Here is a 19,463-nt window from a genome sequence, read left to right as displayed (position 1 = left end):
TGGGCTGGGCCGGCATTCCGGCTTTTCCAAAGTGACCCGCTGTAAGAGCGGAACCATAAGCCGCCGTGACCGCAGCAACGGATATACACCCATCACACCCCGCACACCCCGCCCCCCCCGAAAACCTAGCACAATCCCCCCCACCGACTAAGCTCACACCCCAACAAAAAAACACCGAGCCCTGGCCATGCCCCACCCCACCGAAACCTTCCGCGCCCGATACCGAGCCAACATCCACCGCCATTACAACCCCTGGCTACACGCAAGCTTCGTGCTGGGCTACGGCGCAACCTGCATCACCCTGGCCTGGACCTCCACCCACCACATCACCCCGCTGCAATGGCTGACCGTGCCCTTGACCCTGGTGTTCTTCAACCTGTGCATCTATCTCGTGCACCGCCACCTCGGCCATCACAAACACGCCCTGGCGCGCTTGTTCTACGCGCGGCATACCGGCGATCACCACAGTTTCTTCACCCCCGGCCACATGACCTACGACAGCCCCCGGGATTGGCGCGTAATCCTCTTTCCGGCCTGGTTGATCGTGCTGCACAGCCTGGCTATCACCCTGCCCGTCTGGTGGCTGCTCAAGCAGTGGAGCCCCAATGTCGCCGGGCTGTTTGCCGGCTGCATGATCCTCGGCTACCTGCTCTACGAAGTCTTCCATGCCTGTGAACACCTGCCCGCCGACCACCCGGTGGCGCGCCTGCCGTGGCTGCGCCAGATGCACCGCCTGCACGCCCTGCACCACCGCCGTGAGCTGATGCAAGGGCGCAACTTCAACATCGTCCTGCCACTGATGGACTACCTGTTCGGCACCCTGCACTGGGAACCGACCCCCCACGACAACCAGGAATCGTCATGAACACCCGCCCCAAAAAACTCCGCCACCTGCTGTTCGTATTGATGCTGGCGGTAGTGGCTTTTCTGCTGCTGATGCCCACTAAAGTCCAACCGGTGAACTGGGCGCCGCCCAAGGCGCCTTCGATGAAAGACGGCCCCTTCGCCGAAAACCAGCGCCTCAAGGGTATCCAGAAAATCGGCGCCCAGGACATCGCCGGCCCCGAAGCCCTGGTGCTGGACGCCCAGGGTTATCTGATCAGCGGCCTGCACGATGGGCGCATCATCCGCACCTCGCCCGACAGCCGCAGCCTGGAAGTGCTGGCCGACACCGGCGGGCGGCCCCTGGGGTTGGCGCTGCACCCGGATGGGCGTCTGATCATCGCCGATGGCATCAAGGGTTTGCTGGCCCTGGACGCAAAACACCAGCTCAGTGTCCTGAGCACCAGCGCCAACGGTATGCCGTTCGGCTTTACCAATGATGTGACCGTGGACGCGCGCGGGCGCTATGCGTATTTCAGCGATGCATCGAGCCGCTGGGGTTATGGCCAGGACGGCGAGGCGGTGATCGAACATGGCGGCGATGGGCGTCTGCTGGGCTATGACTTCAGCAGCGGCACCACCGAGGTCTTGCTCGACCAGTTGCAATTCGCCAATGGCGTCGCCCTCGGCCCCGACGAAAACTACGTGCTGGTGAATGAAACCGGCGCCTATCGCATCAGCCGCTACTGGCTCAAGGGCGAGCGCGTCGGCAGCCACGACCTGTTCATCGACAACTTGCCCGGCCTGCCGGACAACCTCAGTTTCAATGGCCAGGACCGTTTCTGGGTGGCGCTGTACTCACCCCGTAACCCATTGCTCGATGGCTTCGCCGGCTACCCCTTGCTGCGCAAGGTCATGGTGCGGGCGCTGATGGTGGTACCCAAGCCCATCGAGCGCAAGGCCTTCGTCCTGGGGCTGGACACCGACGGCAACGTCATCGCCAACCTGCAGGACGGCAGCGCGGGCAATTATTCGCCCATCACCACCGCCCGGGAGTATGGCGAATGGCTGTACCTGGGCTCGCTCAAGAGCAGCAGTATGGCGCGCCTGCCGTTGTCACTCGCGTTGGCGCACTGAGCAAGACGCAAAAAAGGCAGCCTCAAAAGGCTGCCTCTTTCATGTGCAACGTGGGATCAGTGAACGATGTCCTGGGTGCAGATATGCCCCAGGCTCACGTAAGGCACGTTATCGCCGCCGACGCCCACCCCCGGGAACTCCTCCAGCTCGATGCGCCAGCCGCCGAAGTTGAAGGTGGTGTCCCAGTTGTACGCCACGCCGGTGCTGCTGTCCGGGATCACCACGCGGTAATCGCCGAAGCAGTCGCCGATGCCGGCACTGGCCAGCGACGCACCCGCGCTGTTGGTGGTGGTCTTGAAGTCGGCCCAGTGGAACTCGGCCCCGTCAAAACGCTTGTCGACACGCAGTACCGGAGTAATGCCCAGCAACGGCGCGCCAGTAGTGTCGGACCACTGGGTGGACCAGTTCAGCGTCCGCGCCGTCTGGGTTGCCAACGGGAACACCGAGACCGGTACCCGCACGATGTTGTCACCCTTCACGCTGGACGTATTCAGACGCGGCGTGGAGCCCAGGCTCAATTGATACTTCTTGCTCGGGTCCTGTACCACCGCCGGGTTGGCGCGTACGCGTACCTTCACCGTGGTGCCCGGCGTGACGCTGGGATACGTGGAGGTGGAACCGGCAGGGATGGTCACCCAGTTGACGCCGTCGAAGCGGTCGAAGATCCACTGGTTGCGGCTGCCGCTCGCATCGCCCGCCAGGTACATGCTCACGCTCTGGCCACGCACCGCCTTGAAGTCGAAGTAATCGACATCGTTGGCGTTATCGAGGTTGCCGGTGACCTTGTTCATCGAGTCCGGCAGCACGAAGGCGGTCTGCGGGGTGTCATTGGGCTCGTAGGCATCGATGTTGCTGTCCACCGCGACACCGAAACTGAACTGCGAGTTGCTGGCGACCTTGGCCACCATGTACCAGTAGTAGTCACCCGCCGGCAGCACGCCGTTGAGGTATTCGTCGGCATTGCCGGCGGCGTCGGAGGAACCCACCACGCTGAGGTTGCCCTGGCCGTCATCCTGGAACAGGGTCAGCGACATGTCGGTGCCAGCGCTCTGGTTCACCAGTTGCACCTGGACCCGAGCGTTCTGCGCCAGATTGAAGTGATAGGCGAACTCCTCGCCCTGACTCACGCCACTGATGGTGTAGAGGGTGTTGATATCCAGGGTGGGAAACAACGGTTCAAAAGCGGCGACGGCGGCGTTTTTCAGGTCGGCCTGGGCCGGTTTTTTCAGCTCGCCGACCGTGCTGTCGAACGGTGCGCTGCTCGCCGCCTTGGTCACCGCTCGGGACTGACCGGTTTTCGCCGCCTGCAGCTTTTGCTTGAGGGTCGCCGAGACCTTGGCGGTATCGACCTTGCCACCCGGTTTCAGCGCCTTCTGCGCCGCCTGTTTGACCGCTTGCGCGCTGAGGGTTGGAGGGGTTTGCTCGGCCAGGGCAAAGGCCGAAACGAAGCAGGAGGCCGCTACGGCCGCGCCCAGCATAAACGCTTTTTTCGATTTCATTTTTTATCCATCCATAGTTAAAAAGTGAAGCTCAGGTGACATCCGGTCACCTGGGATGGAATCTAGATAAATACTGAATGCATGTCCAGTATTTTTTAAACGAATTGTTTAGCCTAGTAGCCGGTCATCTCCAGATACCCCACCCCGCCGTCGAACCGCACCGGGCCTTCCCAGTAGGGAATGCTCAGGTTCATCCACGCATTCGGATTGACCGCATCGACAGTGATATCCAGCTGTTTGCCGGGGACTTTCAGTGACCAGCGCGTAGGCATCGCGCGGCCTTCGACCGTGGTTGTGGCCAACGGTGTCAGCTGGATATCGGCGTTGTGCAGGGTCTGCGTGCGGCCCTCGTGGTCGATCCAGGTACCGGTGAGATAACCCGGCCCATCCGTTTGCCGTACCCGAAACAGCATCAGTTGTTCGCCCCGGTCCAGGTGCAGGGAGAACCAGTCCCAGCCGGTCTGGCTGGCGGCCAGGGGCTGGCTGCTCCATTCGCGATCCAGCCACGCCGGGCCACTCACCTGATAGGTCTTGCCATCGAGGCTGACGCTGCCGCTGGCCCTGAAGAATGGCTGGCTGTAGTAATACGAGGCCTGGCCCTGATCGGACTTGCGGCTGTAGCCGTTGTCACCCTGCAACACCAACGGGCGGCTGGAAGTCAGGCGCAGGTCGTAGGCGAATTGCGCGCCGGCGGCCTTGAGTTGCAGGTCGGCCAGCGGGCTCGCGGCGCCCGGCAATGTGGCGAAATTCCAGTCGTCGATCCACGCATTGAACGGCTCAGCCTGGGCCCCGGCCTGGCCGACACCGCCCCGGGCATAACGCTCGGCGGCATAGTGCCGGGTGGCGGACGTGACGGCGGCGTGGCCGAGCCAGACCGTCGAGTCGTGCCAGCCCGCCTGCACCGGGCCGGCCTTCAGGGCGTTGCGAAACAGCGTCCATTGCACACCGAACCGATGCCCCTCGGCATCCGTGAGGTTGGCGGTGACGTACCACCATTCGATGCGAAAGCCCGGATGCGGGCCGTGGTCTTGCGGAAAGCTGAACACCTTGCCCGGCACCACCTGGGCGAAATCGGCAGCCTCACTGCCCAGCCCGGCGAAACTTTGCGTCGGCTCAGGCGCCTGGTCACACGCGGTCAACAGCACGACAACAGCCCACAGCAGGCACTTACTCTTCATGGGCAAAAGTCCTCAGCAAATCCGCCGGTCGGCTGCGGTACAACTGCCACAGCGGCCACGCCGAGGCGAGCCACGTGGCCAACAGCGCCAGGCCCAGCAACTGCGCCAACTGCCACGGGAACACCTGCAACGGCAGACGCCAACCAAAGGCTTGCACATTGATCACCGCGTCCAGGCACCACGCCAGCAGCAGGCCCAGGGGCAAGGCCATGACCAGCGTCAGCACCGCCAACAGCCAGGTCTGCCCGAGGTTGAGCAGCATCAGTTGCCGACGCGTCACCCCCAACGCCCACAACGGCGCGAGCTGGCCCAGACGGCTCTGGCTCTGGGTCAACAGGCTGATGAACAGCGCCACGCCGGCCACGCCCAGGGTCAGGCTGTTCAGCGCGGCCGTGGCGGCGAAGGTGCGCTCGAACACCTGGCTCGACCAGCCTTTGAGCTGCTGTTGATCGACGATACGGCTATCTTCCAGAGCAAATTCACGCTGCACGTCACGCACCACGGACGCCACGTCCGACGGTGCCACCCGCAGGTTGAAACGCACCGGCGCCAGCGTCGGCCAATGGGCCAACAGGTGGTTCGAATTCACCAGCAGATGGCCCTTGGGGTTGCCGTAGTCGGCGTAGATCCCCACCAGCCGGGGCGACCATGTCCCTTGCGGCACGGGAATCTCGACGGTATCCCCCAGGCGCACGTTCAGGCGTCGCGCCAACTGCTCGCTGAGCATCAGGGTGTCGGCCTGCTGCAACTGGTCCCACGGTTGCCCCACCGCCTCCAGCAGCGGCCAGTGCTGGCGGTAGGTCAGGTCATCGATCACGCCAAACAGTTCCGCCGGCCAGCCCTGCAATTGCACAGTGACTTGCCAGGCAGGCAGCACTTTCTGCACGAGCGGCTGCCGGGCCAGCCACGTCTTCAGTTGCTCGGCCTGGACCGGGTTCTGCGGGTTGAGGTACAGCTCGGCCGTGAGGCGCTGCTCCAGCCAGTGATTGAAGGTCTGGCGAAACCCCGAGGTCATGGAGCCTGCGCCGATATTCGCCGCCAACGCCAAAAGCAACGCCATCAGCGCCAGGCTCAAGGCCGGCAATTGCTGGCGGCAGTCGGCGAGAAACCATTGGCCCAGCACCGAGCGACTGCGCCCCAACACGGCCTTCAACAGCCCATTGAGCACCACCGGCAAGCCAAGGGCAGCGCCGAGCAACAACGCCGCCATCAGCACGAATCCGGCGGTCAGGCTGTTGCCCCCTAGCAAGGCCACCAGTGCAATCAGCAACGCCGCGCTCGCCACCACGCCCTGGCGCCGCAACCAGCGCCCATGGGCTTCATGCCAGGCTTGGGCATCGGCCAGTGCCAGCAACGGCAAACGCGCCGCACGCCACAGGCTGCTGGCACCGGCCAGCAGCGCGCCGACCAGGCTCAGGCCCAACCCGGCCAGCCACCAGCCAGGGTTCAGGCTCAACTGCCCCGCCACCTCCGCGCCATACAAGCCGCGCAGGCTCACCGCCACATCCGGCAGCAACAGACTGGCCAGCCCGTAGCCACTGACCACACCCAGCACACCGCCGAGCAGCGACAGCACCCCCAACTCGACGCCCAGGCTGACAATCAACAGTCGCGCGCTCACCCCGCAGGCGCGCAAGGTGCGCAGCAGCCCACGGCGTTGTTCCAGCGCCAAGCCAATCGCCGCGTGCACGATAAACAGGCCGACCAGAAAAGACAGAAAACCCAGCGCATCCAGGTTCAGGTGAAAACTCTCGGTGAGGCGTGCGAGGTTGTTGTCTTGCGCACGCTTGAGCTGCAAACCGGCGGGCGGCACAGGCTGGGTGGCGGCGAATGCCTTGTCGAGCCACAGCCGCGACAGACGCTCGGGCATCTCCAGCAGCGGTTGGGCAAACCCGATGTCGGTCAGCAACAACCCGGGGGCCATGTCCTGCCGAACCTGCAACGGTGGCAGGGCCTGGCCGCCGCTGGTCAACGGCTGATCGCCTTCGTGCAACCCCAGTTCCTGCAAGGTCGACGCGGCGATCCAGATACGCCCCGGCGGGCTGAAGAACGCCGCCATCTGCGCCTGACTCAAGCGCTGCCCGGCCACCGCGCCGCTGCCGGGCAACGACACCGGGTCGATGCCCATCAATTGCAGGCGTTGCGCTTCATGTCCCTTGAGCGTGACCCGGCCCTGTACCACCGGCGACACCGGCCATCCAGCCCGGCGCAGCTCGGCAAAGCGTGCCTGGGGAAAGCTCGCTCCGTCGGGCATCGCGAGGCTGGCCTGGGGTTCACCGCCGATCAATTGGCTGGCACGCGCATAGCTGTCGCGCGCCTGGCTGTTGAGCGCTTGCACACCGGTCAACAGCGCGGTGGCCAGCCACAGCCCGGTGAGCACGCTGAAAAATTGCACCGGATGACGCCGCCAATGGCTGAGCAGCGCGCGCAACGCCCAATGGAACACCGCCATTTCAGCGCCCGTCCGCCGGCTGCACTCGACCGCGATGCAGCACCACCTGGCGGTCGAGCCGTGCGGCGATGCGCGGGCTGTGGGTAACCATCAACAGGCTGGTGGGACTGTCGCGCAGCAGGTCGAGCAGCAGTTGCAGCACTTCATCACTGGTGGCTTCGTCGAGGTTGCCGGTGGGCTCGTCGGCCAACAACAAGCTGGGACGCGAGGCCAGGGCGCGCCCTACCGCTACCCGTTGCTGCTGGCCGCCGGAGAGTTGCTCGGGATAGCGCTTGAGCAGATCGCCCAGGCCCAGACGCTCCACCAACTGCGCCTGCCATTGCGGGTCATAGCGCCCCGCCAGGCGCGCCTGGAAAGCCAGGTTGTCGTCGACACGCAGGCTGCCGATCAGGTTGAACTGCTGGAACACCAGGCCGATATCGGTGCGCCGCCAGCGCGCCAGTTGTGCCTCGCTCAGTTGATCGAGGCGCTGCTCGCCCACTTGAATGAAGCCGCTGTCCACGCGGTCGAGCCCGGCCACCAGGTGCAGCAGGGTGCTCTTGCCGCTGCCCGACTCCCCCATCAACGCCAGGCTGCTGCGCCCGGTCAGCTGCAAGTCGACACCCGCCAGTACCGGCAACGGGCCCTGCGGGGTGGCATAGCTTTTGACAACGCCCTGTACCTGCAACATAAAAACACTCACCTGGGGGGACTGAAAACGAGCATAACGGCTAAGCCTTGGAACCCTGCAAATTTTTCACATGGATTTCACCGGTTACCCACCCGCGCCCCTTTAAATTGCCCGCCAAGTGTCACCGGTCGGCAACTTGTTAGTTGCCATGCCTGACAACTTTTTACCGCAACATGTTCAGCGAAAAGACAGCAGCCCTGTGACAGTCTCCTGCCTCACTACGGGCATTCGCCAAGAAGTTGCGCCTAACTAAATACAACATTGCCAACAGTGCCCATGGTGAATGAAGTGGTTGACCTTACCCTGACCAAACCGCGCTCGCGCCGGGCGGTGTTCAAGCGCCTGCAACCCCGGTGGCTGGGCATGGTGGTCGTGGCGCTGCTGCTCGGCGCCAGCCTGCTCTGGCCCCTCTCGCCGCGTGACCTGGGCGTCGGCGATCGCCTGCTGACCTCCCAGGTATTGCCGGCCTGGCGCGACGGTGACCTGATCGTGCTGGTGCGCCATGAAGAACGCTGCGACCGCTCGAAAAACCCCTGCCTGGGGCCCAACGAAGGCCTGACGATCAATGGCAGCCAACATGCCGAACAACTGGGCAGAGCCTTTTATACCCTGGGCATGGAAGGCAGCGACGTGCTTGCCAGCCCGCTGATTCGTACGGCCCAGACCCTGCGTTTCATGTTCGGCAAAAACGAACTGACCTCGGGCCAGCAAGCCATCTGCGGTACGGCGATGGGCGAAGAATTGCTCGCCCATAAAACCCCCGGTCACAACCTGGTGTTCGTCACCCATAGCGGCTGCATCGCCGATTTCGAAAAGGCCCTGGGCTTCCCCCACGCGTCGTTTCCGGAGTACGGCAGCGCGTTGTTCGTGCAGGTGTTGGCGAACGGCAAATTCAAGCCCCTGGGCATCATGAACAACCCCGATTGGCCGGCGGCGCTCAAGCAGCGTTAGGGTCGGCTTTCAACGCAGCATCAAGGTTTTTCGTAAAGAGCCTGGTCATCCCTGCCCGGCCACTACCGCCCATGTTCAGCAAAAAGACAGCCGTTGTCTGGCATGTTTAGTTGCGCCCTTGAACTAAGGACGTCATGAATATCCCCTGCTATTTAGTGAATGCTGTGACTTCTTTCGCAATTGAACTACTACTTCCATACCCGGTTTTCAAACGTCAAGGAGCGACGTTTTCATGACCCGCTTAAACCCCCTGCCGTTGTTGTTGCTGGCCCTCGCTGCGTTTTATTTACTGCCCCTGGGGCTGCACGGTCTGTGGATACCGGACGAGACCCGTTACGCGCAGATCAGCCAGGAAATGCTGCTGAGTGGCAACTGGGTCGCGCCGCACTACATGGGTGTGCGTTATTTCGAAAAACCTGCCGCCGGCTACTGGTTGATTGCCCTCGGCCAGGCGGTCTTCGGCCAGAACCTGTTCGGTGCGCGCATCGCGTCGGCACTCACCACCGGCCTGAGTGTGCTGCTGGCTTACCTGATCGCCCGCCGCCTGTGGAACGAACCGCGTAAAAGCTTCGCCTGCGCCCTGCTCTACCTGAGTTTCGGTCTGGTGGCCGGTCAGGCGGGGTACGCCAACCTCGATCCGCAATTCACCCTGTGGGTCAACCTCAGCCTGGTGGCGCTGTGGTTTGCCCTCGACAGCTCGACCCTCAAGAGTCGCCTGTTGGCCTGGACATGCGTAGGGTTGGCCTGCGCCATGGGTTTCATGACCAAGGGTTTTCTGGCCTGGGTGCTGCCGGTGCTGATCGCCGTGCCCTACATGCTCTGGCAACGGCGCCTGGGCGAACTGCTGCGCTATGGCCCGCTGGCAGTCGGCGTGGCGGTGCTGGCGTGCCTGCCCTGGGCAGTGGCGATCCACCTGCAGGAGCCGGACTTCTGGCGCTTCTTTTTCTGGAACGAACATATCCGTCGCTTCAGCGCCGATAACGCACAGCACGTGCGGCCCTGGTGGTTCTTCCTGCCGATCATCGCGGTGTCGTGTCTGCCGTGGGCCGGGCTGCTACCCACCACCCTGCTCAAGACCTGGCAGCAAAAACGTCAGCCAGCCATCGTTTTTCTCGCGCTGTGGCTGCTGCTGCCCCTGGGCTTTTTCAGCCTGAGCAACGGCAAGCTGCCGACCTACATCATGCCGTGCCTGCTGCCCCTGGCCCTGCTGATGGGGCATGCCCTGGTCGACCAGTTGGCGCAACACAAACCCCGCGCGATCTGCCTCAACGGCCTGCTCAACTTCGCCATCGGCATGGTCGCGATGGTGACCCTGATCTACCTGCAAATCGCGCGGCCGCTGTATGGCAACAGCCATGCCGAGATGTTCAGCCTGTCCCTGGCATTCATCGTGCTGCTGGGCTGGATCCTCGCCAACCTGCTGCAAGCCTTTCGCCCGCTGACGCTGTGGGCCATGCCGGCGCTGGGCATTGGCTTGCTGGTGATTCTGTTGCCGGCGGGCATGCCGGCGCTGGTCGCGGATAACGAAATGCCCGATCAGTTCGTGCTCGATCACCTGGAAGAACTGCAGGAAACCCGCGCCCTGCTGAGCAACGGGCTGGAAACGGCCGCCGCACTGTCGTGGCGCCTGAAACGCCCGGACGTGACGTTCTACGACACCCAGAGTGAACTGCGCTACGGCCTGCAATACGCCGATTCAGTCCCGCGTAAGGTCGACCTCGAACAGGTTCAGGGCTGGCTGAAAAATGCCCGGCAACATGGCCCGGTGGGCGTGCTGCTGCGCGTCAGCAGCACCAGTGAAATGCGCGAAGTCGGGCAATTGCCGCCGGGGGGAACGCGGTATCACCGAGGGCAGTTGGAGCTCATCATTTACCCGGCGTTGCCCTGACCCAAACAGTGCGGATCAGGGTGTGTGAGGCTTGCCGCCATTCAGCACATCGACCGTGGCCAGGTTGCCGGCCAGCCCCGCCACCTGCTCCTGCACTGCCCGTCCTTCGGCGCGATTGCGGATAAACCCGGCGCGGGTAAAGCGCTCCAGGAACGGCACGGGCACACTTTTGTCGGGCGCCAGGCTGGGGTTTTCCGTGGTGTCGCCAAACAGGGTATAGGCCACCGACGACAGATGACGGGTATTGAGGTCGCAGGTCAAACGACCTTCCTGCAAGACAATGGCCCGGTTGGTCACCCGTTGCAGGTCGGACAGGCGCTGGGAGATATAGAGAATCGCCACGCCGCGGCTGCGCTGGCTGTCGATCAGCCCGAGCAGGCGCTCGGCGTCCGCTTCCGAGAGGGCCGCGGTGGGTTCGTCGAGGATCAGCAGTTTGGGCTGCAAGACAAACGCGCGGGCCAATACCAGCAATTGACGGTCCGCCGGTCCCAGGCGCTCCACCGGGTGTTGCAGCGGCAGGTCCAGGCCGAGCCCGGCGGCGATGGTTTCGGCGCGTTGCAGCAGGCTTTTGCGGTTGAGCATAAAGTCTGCACCGGGCAGCCCCAGCTCATCGAGCAACAGGTTCTCGGCCACGCTCAGGCCCGGGGCGATGGCGTCGTCGGGGCGTTGATGCACCGCGACAATCCCCACCCGGCGCGCCGACAGCGGCGACACGAAACGCTGCCGCGCACCCTCGACCCACACTTCGCCGCTGTCCGGCACCAGGCTGCCGCCGAGGATTTTCACCAGCGTCGACTTGCCCGCGCCGTTGCCCCCCAGCAACGCCACGCCTTCGCCCGGATAAATATCCAGGCTGACCTGATCCAGCGCCCGCCGGGCGCCAAAGGTCTTGCACAGGTCACGCACCCGCAGCAACGGCTCGGGGGCAAAGGCAACAGGGTTGCTCATGGCTAATCTCTAAGGCGGAACTGATGACTCATTACAACGCATAAGAGCGCTGATTTATTCCGTGCAACAATGAGTTAGGTCCCGAATTAAATGCATTACCTTATGAACAATCCAATAGCTGAATCGTATAGCGAAAGTTTTTTGAGTTATAAGCGCCTGTCGATGAGCTGATGAAAGGCTTGCAGCACCGCGTCGGGCTTCTCCAGCATCAGTTGATGACCACAGTCTTCCAGCACCTGAAACGTCGCATCGGGCAGTTGCGCCGCCAGTGCCTGGCCACCGCTGGCCGGGGTCAGGCCGTCGCTGTCGCCGGCCAGCACACTCACCGGCAGCGTCAGGCCGGGGATCAACTCGGCGGGCGGCCATTGGGCGTGTTTCATCAAGGCCTTGAACATGAACAGGCGGTTGCGCTCGGTGAGCTTTTCTTCGTAGGCCACCAGCGCCGGGTCCGCACTGGCATGCCAGGCACGCTCGCGAAAGCCCTTGGCCAATAGCGGGCGCAGCCATTCGAGGAGCCACGCCGGCAACGCCATCAACCCGCCGCCGCTGACCGGCCGATACAGCTGGGTGCCCAGCAGCAACGCCGCTTCGACGGGCACCGCAGGCTGGGTCAGCAAGGCGCTGAGGCTCAGGCCGGTGCCGAAGGAATGGGCGACGATCAGGTTACGCGCACCGGCGTAGCGGTGCAGGATCGCCCCGTAGTCCGCCACCAGTTCGTCCCAGGCGTAGGCCGTGGCCTTGCGTGGCGTGGCACTGTCACCGTGGCCCAGCAGGTCCCAGGCCACCAGGCTGTAGCCTTCGGCCTTGAGCGCTTGCCATTGCAGGCGCCATTGGTCTTTGTTGCCACCCGCGCCGTGGCAGAAAAACACCACGGTATCGGGCTGGGTGCTGCCCCGGTGGTGAGCGATGCTCAGGTGGCGACCAGGACGGATCTCCTGCCGTTCGCCACGCACTACCTTCAGGTTCTGATCAGTCATGGAGCGCATATTCCTTGGGGTTGAGACCGGTCTGCGGCACACATTGCAACAGCGTGCGGGTATAGGGATGTCGCGCGTCGGCAAACAAGGCCGCCGTCTCGCCCTGCTCCACCACCCGCCCGTTCTGCATCACGGCGATGCGGTCGCACAAGCGCGCCGCCACCCGCAGATCGTGAGTGATAAAGACGATGCTCAATTTCAACCGTCGTTGCAGGGCCTCCAGCAATTCCAGGATCTGCACCTGGATCAACGCGTCGAGGGCCGACACACATTCGTCAGCAATCAACACCCTGGGTTCCACTGCCAGCGCACGGGCAATGCCAATGCGCTGGCGCTGGCCGCCGGAAAATTCATGGGGGTAACGCTCGAACGCCGTGGCCGGCAGGCCTACCAGCTCCAGCATTTGCCGCGCGCGCCGCTCGGCCTCGGTGCTGGAATGCCCCTGCACCAAAGGGCCGGTCATGATGATCCGGCCAACGCTCTGGCGTGGGTTGAGGGAGGCGAACGGGTCCTGAAAGATCATCTGCACCTGACTGCGCAGCCCGCGCAAACGCCGCTCGGGCAAGGTGTCCACGGCCTGGCCGAGCCAGTGCACCTGCCCGCTGTCGGCACGCAACAGCCTGACCAGGCAGCGCCCCAGGGTGGACTTGCCGGAGCCGGACTCGCCGACGATCCCCAGGGTTTCGCCTTCGCGCAGTTGCACCTGCACCGCGTCCAACGCGCGGGTGGTGCGCCGCCCAAACCAGCCGCTGCGCGCACTGAACACCTTGCCCAACTGCTCGGCCTCGAGCACCACCGAGCCCGCCACTGCGCCGCGCGGCGCCAGGGGTTGTGCCGACACCGCCGCGAGCAACTGCCGGGTGTAGGCGGCAAGGGGTTCGCGCAACACCTGGCGAGCGTTGCCCTGCTCGACCAATCGGCCCTTTTCCAGGACCAGCACGCGGTCGGCAATCGCCTCGACCACGGCGAAATCATGGGTGATGAACAACAGGGCCATGCCCTTGTCCCGCTGGATCTTGCGCAGCAGGTCGAGAATCTGCGCCTGGGTGGTCACGTCCAGGGCCGAGGTTGGCTCGTCGGCGATCAACAACGCCGGATCGAACGCCAGGGCCATGGCGATCACCACCCGTTGGCGCTGGCCGCCGGAGAGCTCGAACGGATAGGCCAGACGCAGGCGCGGCGGGTCGGGCAGGCCCACGTAACCCAGCAGGTCCAGCACCCGCCGACGGCGTTCATCGGCAGACTTCACACCATGGGCCCGCAAGGTTTCATCGATCTGTTCGCCCACGCGCAACAGCGGGTTGAGCGCGCTCATGGGCTCTTGGAACACCATGCTGATATCGCGCCCGCGTAGTTGGCGCATGGCGGTTTCGCTGAGGCTCGCCAGGTCCTGTTCGCGAAACACCACACGCCCGCTCTGCACCCGCAACGGGTCCGGCAACTGGCGCAACAACGCCTTGGCCAACATCGACTTGCCCGAGCCGGACTCCCCCACCACACACAGGCATTCGCCACGCGCCAGCTGCAACGACAGGTCATACAGCGCATGACTGCGGTCGGCGCCTACCGGCAAGGCGATACGCAGGTTCTGCACACTCAACAGTGTCATAGCGACCTCCCCGGTTCGAACGCCACGCGCAGGCCTTCACCCACACGGTTCACCGCCAGCACGCAGAGCATGATTGCCAGCCCTGGCAAAAAGCTCATCCACCAGGCATCGCGCAACAGGCCCCGGGACGCATTGATCATATAGCCCCAGCTCATGGCCTCCGGATCGCTGAGACCCAGGAACGCCAACGCCGCCTCGGTGAGGATCGAGGTCGCCATCACAAAGGTCATGACCACCAGCAACGGCGCCAGCGCATTCGGCAGAATCTGTTCGCGGATGATCCCCAGCGGTGACTGGCCCAGCACCCGCGCCGCCTGCACGAATTCGCGCTGACGCAGGGTGAGGAATTCGCTGCGCACCAGGCGCGCCACCCCCGGCCACGCCACCAGGGCAATGGCCAGCACGATGGTGCCCAGGGACGGCTCCAGCACCGCCACCAGGATCACCGCCAGCACCAGTTGCGGAATGATCTGGAAAAACTCGGCGATACGCATCAGCACGCCATCGACCCAGCCGCCGAAGTACCCGGCGACGGCACCGACCAACAGGCCCACCAGCAGGGTCGCGAGGGTGGCCAGTGCCGCAACCGACAGGGACACACGGGCGCCATACAACAAGCCGCTGCCCAGGTCACGCCCGAGCAGGTCGCTGCCCAGCCAGTGGGCCGGGTCATGGAACGGCGCCAGCATCGGCGCGGTGTTCATCTCCCACGGCGAACTGTGGGTGAGCCAGGGCGCCGCCAGCGCGAGCACTGCCAACACCACAAGGAACAGCGCACCGGCCAGCGCCGCAGGCTGGCGCACGAAACGTCCGAGAACAGCCATCAGCCCTGCCCTCCCGCGCCGATACGGGGGTCGAGAAAACGGCACAGCAGATCGGTCAACACGTTGAAGCCCACCACCAGCAAGGAGATCACCAGAAAGCCGCCCATCAGCACGCCGTAATCGCGCTGGGCCAGGGCGTCGTACATCAAGCGGCCGATACCGGGCCACGAATAGACTACTTCCACCAGCAAGGCACCGCTGGCCAGTTGGCCCAATTGCAGACCGGCAAAAGTCACCACCGGCAACAGCGCATTGCGCAGCACATGCCCATACAGCACCCGACGCGGGTGCAGGCCTTTGGCGTGGGCGGTGCGCACGTATTCCTGACCGAACGCATCGAGTACCGCGGCGCGGGTCAGGTGGATATACAGGGCGAGGAACAGCACGCTGAGGGACATGCACGGCAACAGCAAATGCTTGAGGCGGTCGAGCAGCGAGAAGTCCTGGCCGACGGTTTCCATGCCGAAGGCCGGCAGCCAGTCCAGGCTGACGGAGAACAGCAGAATCAACAGCATCGCCAGCCAGAACGATGGCAGCGCATACAGCAACAAGGCCCCCTGGGAAATCACCCCGTCGAGCCAGTGCCGCTTCTGTTTCGCCCGCGCCGCCAGCACCCCGAGGCTCACCCCCAGCAGCGACGACACGACAAATGCCGAGCCCATCAACGCCAGGGTCGCCGGCAAACGCTCGGCAATCAGCGCCCACACCGATGTCTGGTTGCGATAGGAATAACCCAGGTCCAGGTGGGCGATATGGCCCAGGTAAATCAGCAGCTGCTGCCACAACGGTTTGTCCAGGCCGAGGGTCTGGCGCAACTGCGCGATGAACTGTGCATCGTCCACCCCCGCCTCGCCGGCCAGCAGCAACGCCGGATCCCCCGGCGCCAGATGGATCAGCATGAAGCCCAGCACCAGCACCGCCAGCACCATCAGCAGCGCCTTGAACAGCCGCCCGCCCAGATACCCGAGCGCGGTCATGGTGCCGGGGCGTCGAGGTAGACGCTTTCGTAGTCTTCATTGAGGCTGGTAGCGGTTTGCAGCAGGTTTTTCACCTGCGTGTGAAACAGCGTCTGGTTGCGCATTTCGAAGATCGGCGCAATGGGCAGGTCGGTGTTCAACAGGTTTTCCAACTGGCTGTAGAGCCGGGTGCGCTCAGGGCCTTCCGGGGTATCGGCGAGCTTGCGCCACAACGCGTCCGCCTCGGGGCTGTTGTAGCCACTGACGTTGGCGAACGGCGAAGTCTTGAGAATGTAGTCGGAGCGGAACAGGTAGGCGCTGGTCAGGTACGGGTCGCCAATCTGGAAGATAAAGTTGTAGGTCAGGTCGAAGTCCCAGTCGCTGACGCGCTGGAACCAGGTTGCCGCGTCGGACGTCACCACCTGCACCTTGAAACCAAGAGGTTGCAGCGCCTGCTTGGTGTATTCGGCCAGACGCTCCCAGGCGCCGCCCTTTTCGCCATTGAGCAGGCGGATGCGCACCGCCCCAACGTCCACACCAGACTCGGCAATCAGCGCCTTGGCCTTTTTGGGGTCATAGGCGTACTGCGGCAACTGCGGATCGTGGTACGGCGTGGTCGACACGAACTCGCCCTGGGCGACCTTGCCCGAGCCGAAGAAAATGTTGTCGACGATGAACTGACGGTTCAGCGCATAGAGGATCGCCTGGCGCACCTTGGGGTTGTCCAGCGGCGGCTTGCGCGTGTTGATTTGCAGGAACGCCAGGCCGGCGTACAGCTCCCAACCTTTCTCCGAGGCCTGTACATCCGGCAGCGCGCTGAGGCGCTTGAGGTCGGAGTAGTCGGCATCGCCGCTGCGCAGCACCTGCACGTCGTTGCGCTCGAACGCCGCCGCGCGGGACGAGCCGTCCGGAATCACGTGGAAGATGATGCTGTCGAGGTGCGGCAGGCCAGGCTTCCAGTAATGGGGGTTGCGGGCCAGCTTGATGTAGGCGCCGCGCTTCCACTCCACGAACACGAACGGCCCGGTGCCCACCGGCTTGAGGTTGTACGGGTTGTTGCGAAAATCGGTGTTTTCGTAGAGGTGCTTGGGCACCACCGGGCGCAGGCCGCTGCCCAGGGCCGAGAGCAACGGCGCGAAAGGTTTCTTCAAGTGGAACACCACCTGCAACGGCCCCTTGGCGGTGATGCTGTCGACGTACTCGGTGATGATCCCGCCGAGGCGCTTGTCCACGTCGGGGTAAAAGGTCTGGAAGCTGAAGACCACGTCATCGGCGGTGAAGGCCGGGCCGTCGTGCCATTGCACGCCGTCCTGCAGGTCGAAGGTGTAGGTGAGGCCGTCGGGGGAAATGGTCCAGGCCTTGGCCAACACCGGTTTGGGCTTGAGGTCGGTGTCGAAGGTCAGCAGGCCTTGCAGCACCTTGCCGCTCACATACTGGGTGGACACATGGCTGACCACCCCGTGCATCAGCGACGGCGGCTCGGGCTGGGCCACCAGGTTCAGCACCCCGCCGTCCCGGGGTTGTGCCTGGACCTGGCCGGCCAGCAACGCGGTGCACAGCGCCACGGACGACAGGGCACGACGCAAAGAGAATGGGCGCATGGAAGCTCCTCGAATGGAAAGGTTCTGGGAGGGATTTTGCAAGGGCTGTGCCATGGGGTTTTCGGCGCAATTGCGGGTGCTGGTTGCCGTCCGTGTGATGAAAAAACCACAGCGGCCTGCGCGAGTGTGCAAAAAGCAACAGCACCTCACATCCAATGTGGGAGCGGGCTTGTTCGCGAACGCGGTGGGTCAGTGCCCGATCGTTCCCACGCTCTGCGTGGAAACGCATCCTGTGACGCTCCGCGTCACGACTTCAAAAGCGGACGCGGAGCGTCCAGGGCGGCATTCCCACGCGGAGCGTGGGAACAATCAGCAAGCGCATTCGCGAGCAAGCCCGCTCCCACAAGAGGCCTGGGGTGTTCAGATGGCACAGGGTTTGCCCTGTGATCCTGATCCGCCCCCACGAGCCTCTATCCCATGTCACTGGACTACCTCGGCAACCCCATCGACACCCTCGACCCGTCCACCCGCCAGGGACTGGACGACTTCATCGGCGGCTTCCTCGGCTACCAGCCGCGCGCCGAACGCATCCTGGCCGTCGCCGATGCCGACCCCGAATCGGCACTGGCCAATGCCTTCGCCGGTTTGCTGCTGATGTTCATCGAGTCACCCGAAGGCCCGGCACTGGCGGAGAAATACCGGCAGCGTGCGGCACACGCCGATCACCCGCGCGCGCAGCTCTACCTTGATGTGCTGCAGGCCTGGATCAACGACGACCTTGATCGAGTCCTGCAGTTGAGCGAAAGCCTGCTCGACCGCTACCCCCGCGACCTGTTCGCCGCCAAGCTCAGCCAGTACCTGGAGTTCAACCGCGGCAACTGGCCGGCGCTGCTGCGCATCGGTCTCAAGGCCACCGCGGGCGCCCCGGATATCGCCCACAGTCACGGCCTGCTGGCCTTCGCCTACGAGCAATGTCACCTGCTCGACGAGGCCGAGGCCAGCGCCCGCGAAGCCCTGCGCCTGCAACCCTCCGAACCCTGGGCCCAGCATGCCCTGGCCCATGTGATGCTGACCCAGGGGCGTATCGAAGAAGGCATCGCGTTTCTCGAGGGAGTTTCCCATCACTGGGAGGGGCTGAACTCGTTCATGTACACCCACAATTGGTGGCACCTGGCGCTGTTCCACCTGGCGCGCGGAGAGGACCGACGGGTGCTGGAAATCTATGACCGCCACGTGTGGGGCATCCTGCCGGAATACTCCCAGGACCAGGTGGGCGCGGTGTCATTGCTCGCGCGCCTGGAACTGGCCGGCATCGACGTGGACGAGCGTTGGCAGGCGCTGGCGCCCTACCTGCAACGACGGGTGGACGACACCGTGCAGCCGTTTCTCAGCGTGCAATATCTGTACGGCCTGGCGCGGGCCGGCAAACCCGAAGCGGATGTGCTGTTGTCGGCCCTGCGCCACCACAGCGTCGATGCGCGCCCGGTATGGGGCGAAGTGACCCTGCCGCTGGCCAACGGCTTGCTGGCCCATGCACGGGGTGATTGGCAGCAGGCATTGGAACAGCTGAACATCGCCCTGCCACGCCTGAACGAAATCGGCGGCAGCCATGCCCAGCGCGACCTCTTCGCCCAGGTGGAACTGGATGCCCGGCTGCAAACGGGCGACTGGTTCACCGCCCAGCAAACCCTGGAATTGCGGCGTCGTTATGACGGCTGGGACGTGCCGACCAATCGCAGCCTGGTGCAGGTGTACGAGGCGTTGGGATTGCCGGAGCAAGCAGCGAAAGCCCAGGCACGCGTCTCACGATTCACCTGACCCACTTTGCTTTCAGAATCAAACGCAACTTTTGTAGTGAGCGGGCTTGTCGAATCGTCGCACCGCCCGCGCTGGTCTGCGCAGCAGACCCAACAAGGATCCCGCGTGTTTCCAGGCAGATTGAAGCAGCCGCTTTTGGGGCCGCTTCGCGCCCCAGCGCAGGACAAGCCTGCTCACCACAATAAGTTCTGTT

Annotated in this window: 15 protein-coding genes; 5 read left to right on the top strand and 10 right to left on the bottom strand. The window is 64.0% G+C overall.

From position 1 onward, the window contains the following. The first annotated feature begins 187 nt into the window (after positions 1–187). On the top strand, positions 188–865 hold the full coding sequence (locus tag ACW9IN_RS25020) for a sterol desaturase family protein (RefSeq protein ID WP_457368347.1): 678 nt from the start codon (positions 188–190) through the stop codon (positions 863–865). Next, positions 862–1,959 carry an SMP-30/gluconolactonase/LRE family protein gene (locus ACW9IN_RS25015; protein ID WP_457368346.1) on the top strand — a complete coding sequence of 366 codons (1,098 nt, stop codon included), beginning with the start codon at positions 862–864 and terminating at the stop codon, positions 1,957–1,959. Before ACW9IN_RS25020 ends, ACW9IN_RS25015 begins: the two co-directional genes overlap by 4 nt. A 56-nt stretch (positions 1,960–2,015) precedes the next feature. On the opposite strand, the gene ACW9IN_RS25010 is transcribed toward ACW9IN_RS25015, so the two are convergent. From ACW9IN_RS25010 to ACW9IN_RS24995, 4 genes are all read right to left on the bottom strand, one after another. Next, positions 2,016–3,458 carry a hypothetical protein gene (locus ACW9IN_RS25010; RefSeq protein ID WP_457368345.1) on the bottom strand — a complete coding sequence of 481 codons (1,443 nt, stop codon included), beginning with the start codon at positions 3,456–3,458 and terminating at the stop codon, positions 2,016–2,018. A gap of 113 nt (positions 3,459–3,571) precedes the next feature. Then, positions 3,572–4,636: a lipocalin-like domain-containing protein gene (locus ACW9IN_RS25005; RefSeq protein WP_457368344.1), complete on the bottom strand. Its 1,065-nt coding sequence runs from the start codon at positions 4,634–4,636 to the stop codon at positions 3,572–3,574. Continuing rightward, positions 4,626–7,088: an ABC transporter permease gene (locus ACW9IN_RS25000; RefSeq protein ID WP_457368343.1), complete on the bottom strand. Its 2,463-nt coding sequence runs from the start codon at positions 7,086–7,088 to the stop codon at positions 4,626–4,628. Before ACW9IN_RS25000 ends, ACW9IN_RS25005 begins: the two co-directional genes overlap by 11 nt. Position 7,089: 1 nt before the next feature. Further along, positions 7,090–7,758 carry an ABC transporter ATP-binding protein gene (locus ACW9IN_RS24995; RefSeq protein ID WP_457368342.1) on the bottom strand — a complete coding sequence of 223 codons (669 nt, stop codon included), beginning with the start codon at positions 7,756–7,758 and terminating at the stop codon, positions 7,090–7,092. Positions 7,759–8,034: 276 nt separating this feature from the next. On the opposite strand from ACW9IN_RS24995, the gene pmrG reads away from it, so the two are divergent. Together pmrG and arnT are read left to right on the top strand one after the other, a co-directional pair. Next, positions 8,035–8,709, top strand: coding sequence for a lipopolysaccharide core heptose(II)-phosphate phosphatase PmrG (gene pmrG / locus ACW9IN_RS24990; protein ID WP_457368341.1), 675 nt, complete (start codon positions 8,035–8,037; stop codon positions 8,707–8,709). A 232-nt stretch (positions 8,710–8,941) separates the two neighbouring features. After that, complete coding sequence (gene arnT, locus ACW9IN_RS24985; protein WP_457368340.1) at positions 8,942–10,597, top strand: lipid IV(A) 4-amino-4-deoxy-L-arabinosyltransferase; 1,656 nt, start codon at positions 8,942–8,944, stop codon at positions 10,595–10,597. A 15-nt stretch (positions 10,598–10,612) separates the two neighbouring features. Here arnT and ACW9IN_RS24980 read toward each other — a convergent pair whose 3' ends face one another. From ACW9IN_RS24980 to ACW9IN_RS24955, 6 genes are all read right to left on the bottom strand, one after another. Then, positions 10,613–11,545 (bottom strand): ATP-binding cassette domain-containing protein, encoded by a 933-nt coding sequence (locus ACW9IN_RS24980; protein WP_457368339.1) that lies wholly within the window; start codon positions 11,543–11,545, stop codon positions 10,613–10,615. Between the two features lie 146 nt (positions 11,546–11,691). Then, on the bottom strand, positions 11,692–12,522 hold the full coding sequence (locus ACW9IN_RS24975) for an alpha/beta fold hydrolase (protein WP_457368338.1): 831 nt from the start codon (positions 12,520–12,522) through the stop codon (positions 11,692–11,694). Further along, positions 12,515–14,131 (bottom strand): ABC transporter ATP-binding protein, encoded by a 1,617-nt coding sequence (locus ACW9IN_RS24970; protein WP_457368337.1) that lies wholly within the window; start codon positions 14,129–14,131, stop codon positions 12,515–12,517. Before ACW9IN_RS24970 ends, ACW9IN_RS24975 begins: the two co-directional genes overlap by 8 nt. Beyond that, a complete protein-coding gene (locus tag ACW9IN_RS24965) occupies positions 14,128–14,955 on the bottom strand; it encodes an ABC transporter permease (RefSeq protein WP_457368336.1) in 828 nt (275 codons plus the stop codon). The genes ACW9IN_RS24970 and ACW9IN_RS24965 overlap by 4 nt, the downstream gene beginning before the upstream one ends. Continuing rightward, positions 14,955–15,932: an ABC transporter permease gene (locus ACW9IN_RS24960; RefSeq protein ID WP_457368335.1), complete on the bottom strand. Its 978-nt coding sequence runs from the start codon at positions 15,930–15,932 to the stop codon at positions 14,955–14,957. The genes ACW9IN_RS24965 and ACW9IN_RS24960 overlap by 1 nt, the downstream gene beginning before the upstream one ends. Continuing rightward, positions 15,929–17,512 carry an ABC transporter substrate-binding protein gene (locus ACW9IN_RS24955; RefSeq protein WP_457368334.1) on the bottom strand — a complete coding sequence of 528 codons (1,584 nt, stop codon included), beginning with the start codon at positions 17,510–17,512 and terminating at the stop codon, positions 15,929–15,931. Before ACW9IN_RS24955 ends, ACW9IN_RS24960 begins: the two co-directional genes overlap by 4 nt. 417 nt (positions 17,513–17,929) lie before the next feature. On the opposite strand from ACW9IN_RS24955, the gene ACW9IN_RS24950 reads away from it, so the two are divergent. Further along, a complete protein-coding gene (locus ACW9IN_RS24950) occupies positions 17,930–19,270 on the top strand; it encodes a tetratricopeptide repeat protein (RefSeq protein ID WP_457368333.1) in 1,341 nt (446 codons plus the stop codon). The last annotated feature ends 193 nt before the right edge of the window (positions 19,271–19,463 follow it).

The sequence above is a fragment of the Pseudomonas sp. SDO5271_S396 genome (assembly GCF_054071795.1).
Note: the sequence above shows the minus strand (reverse complement) of the source record. Positions and strands in the feature narration are given on the sequence as shown.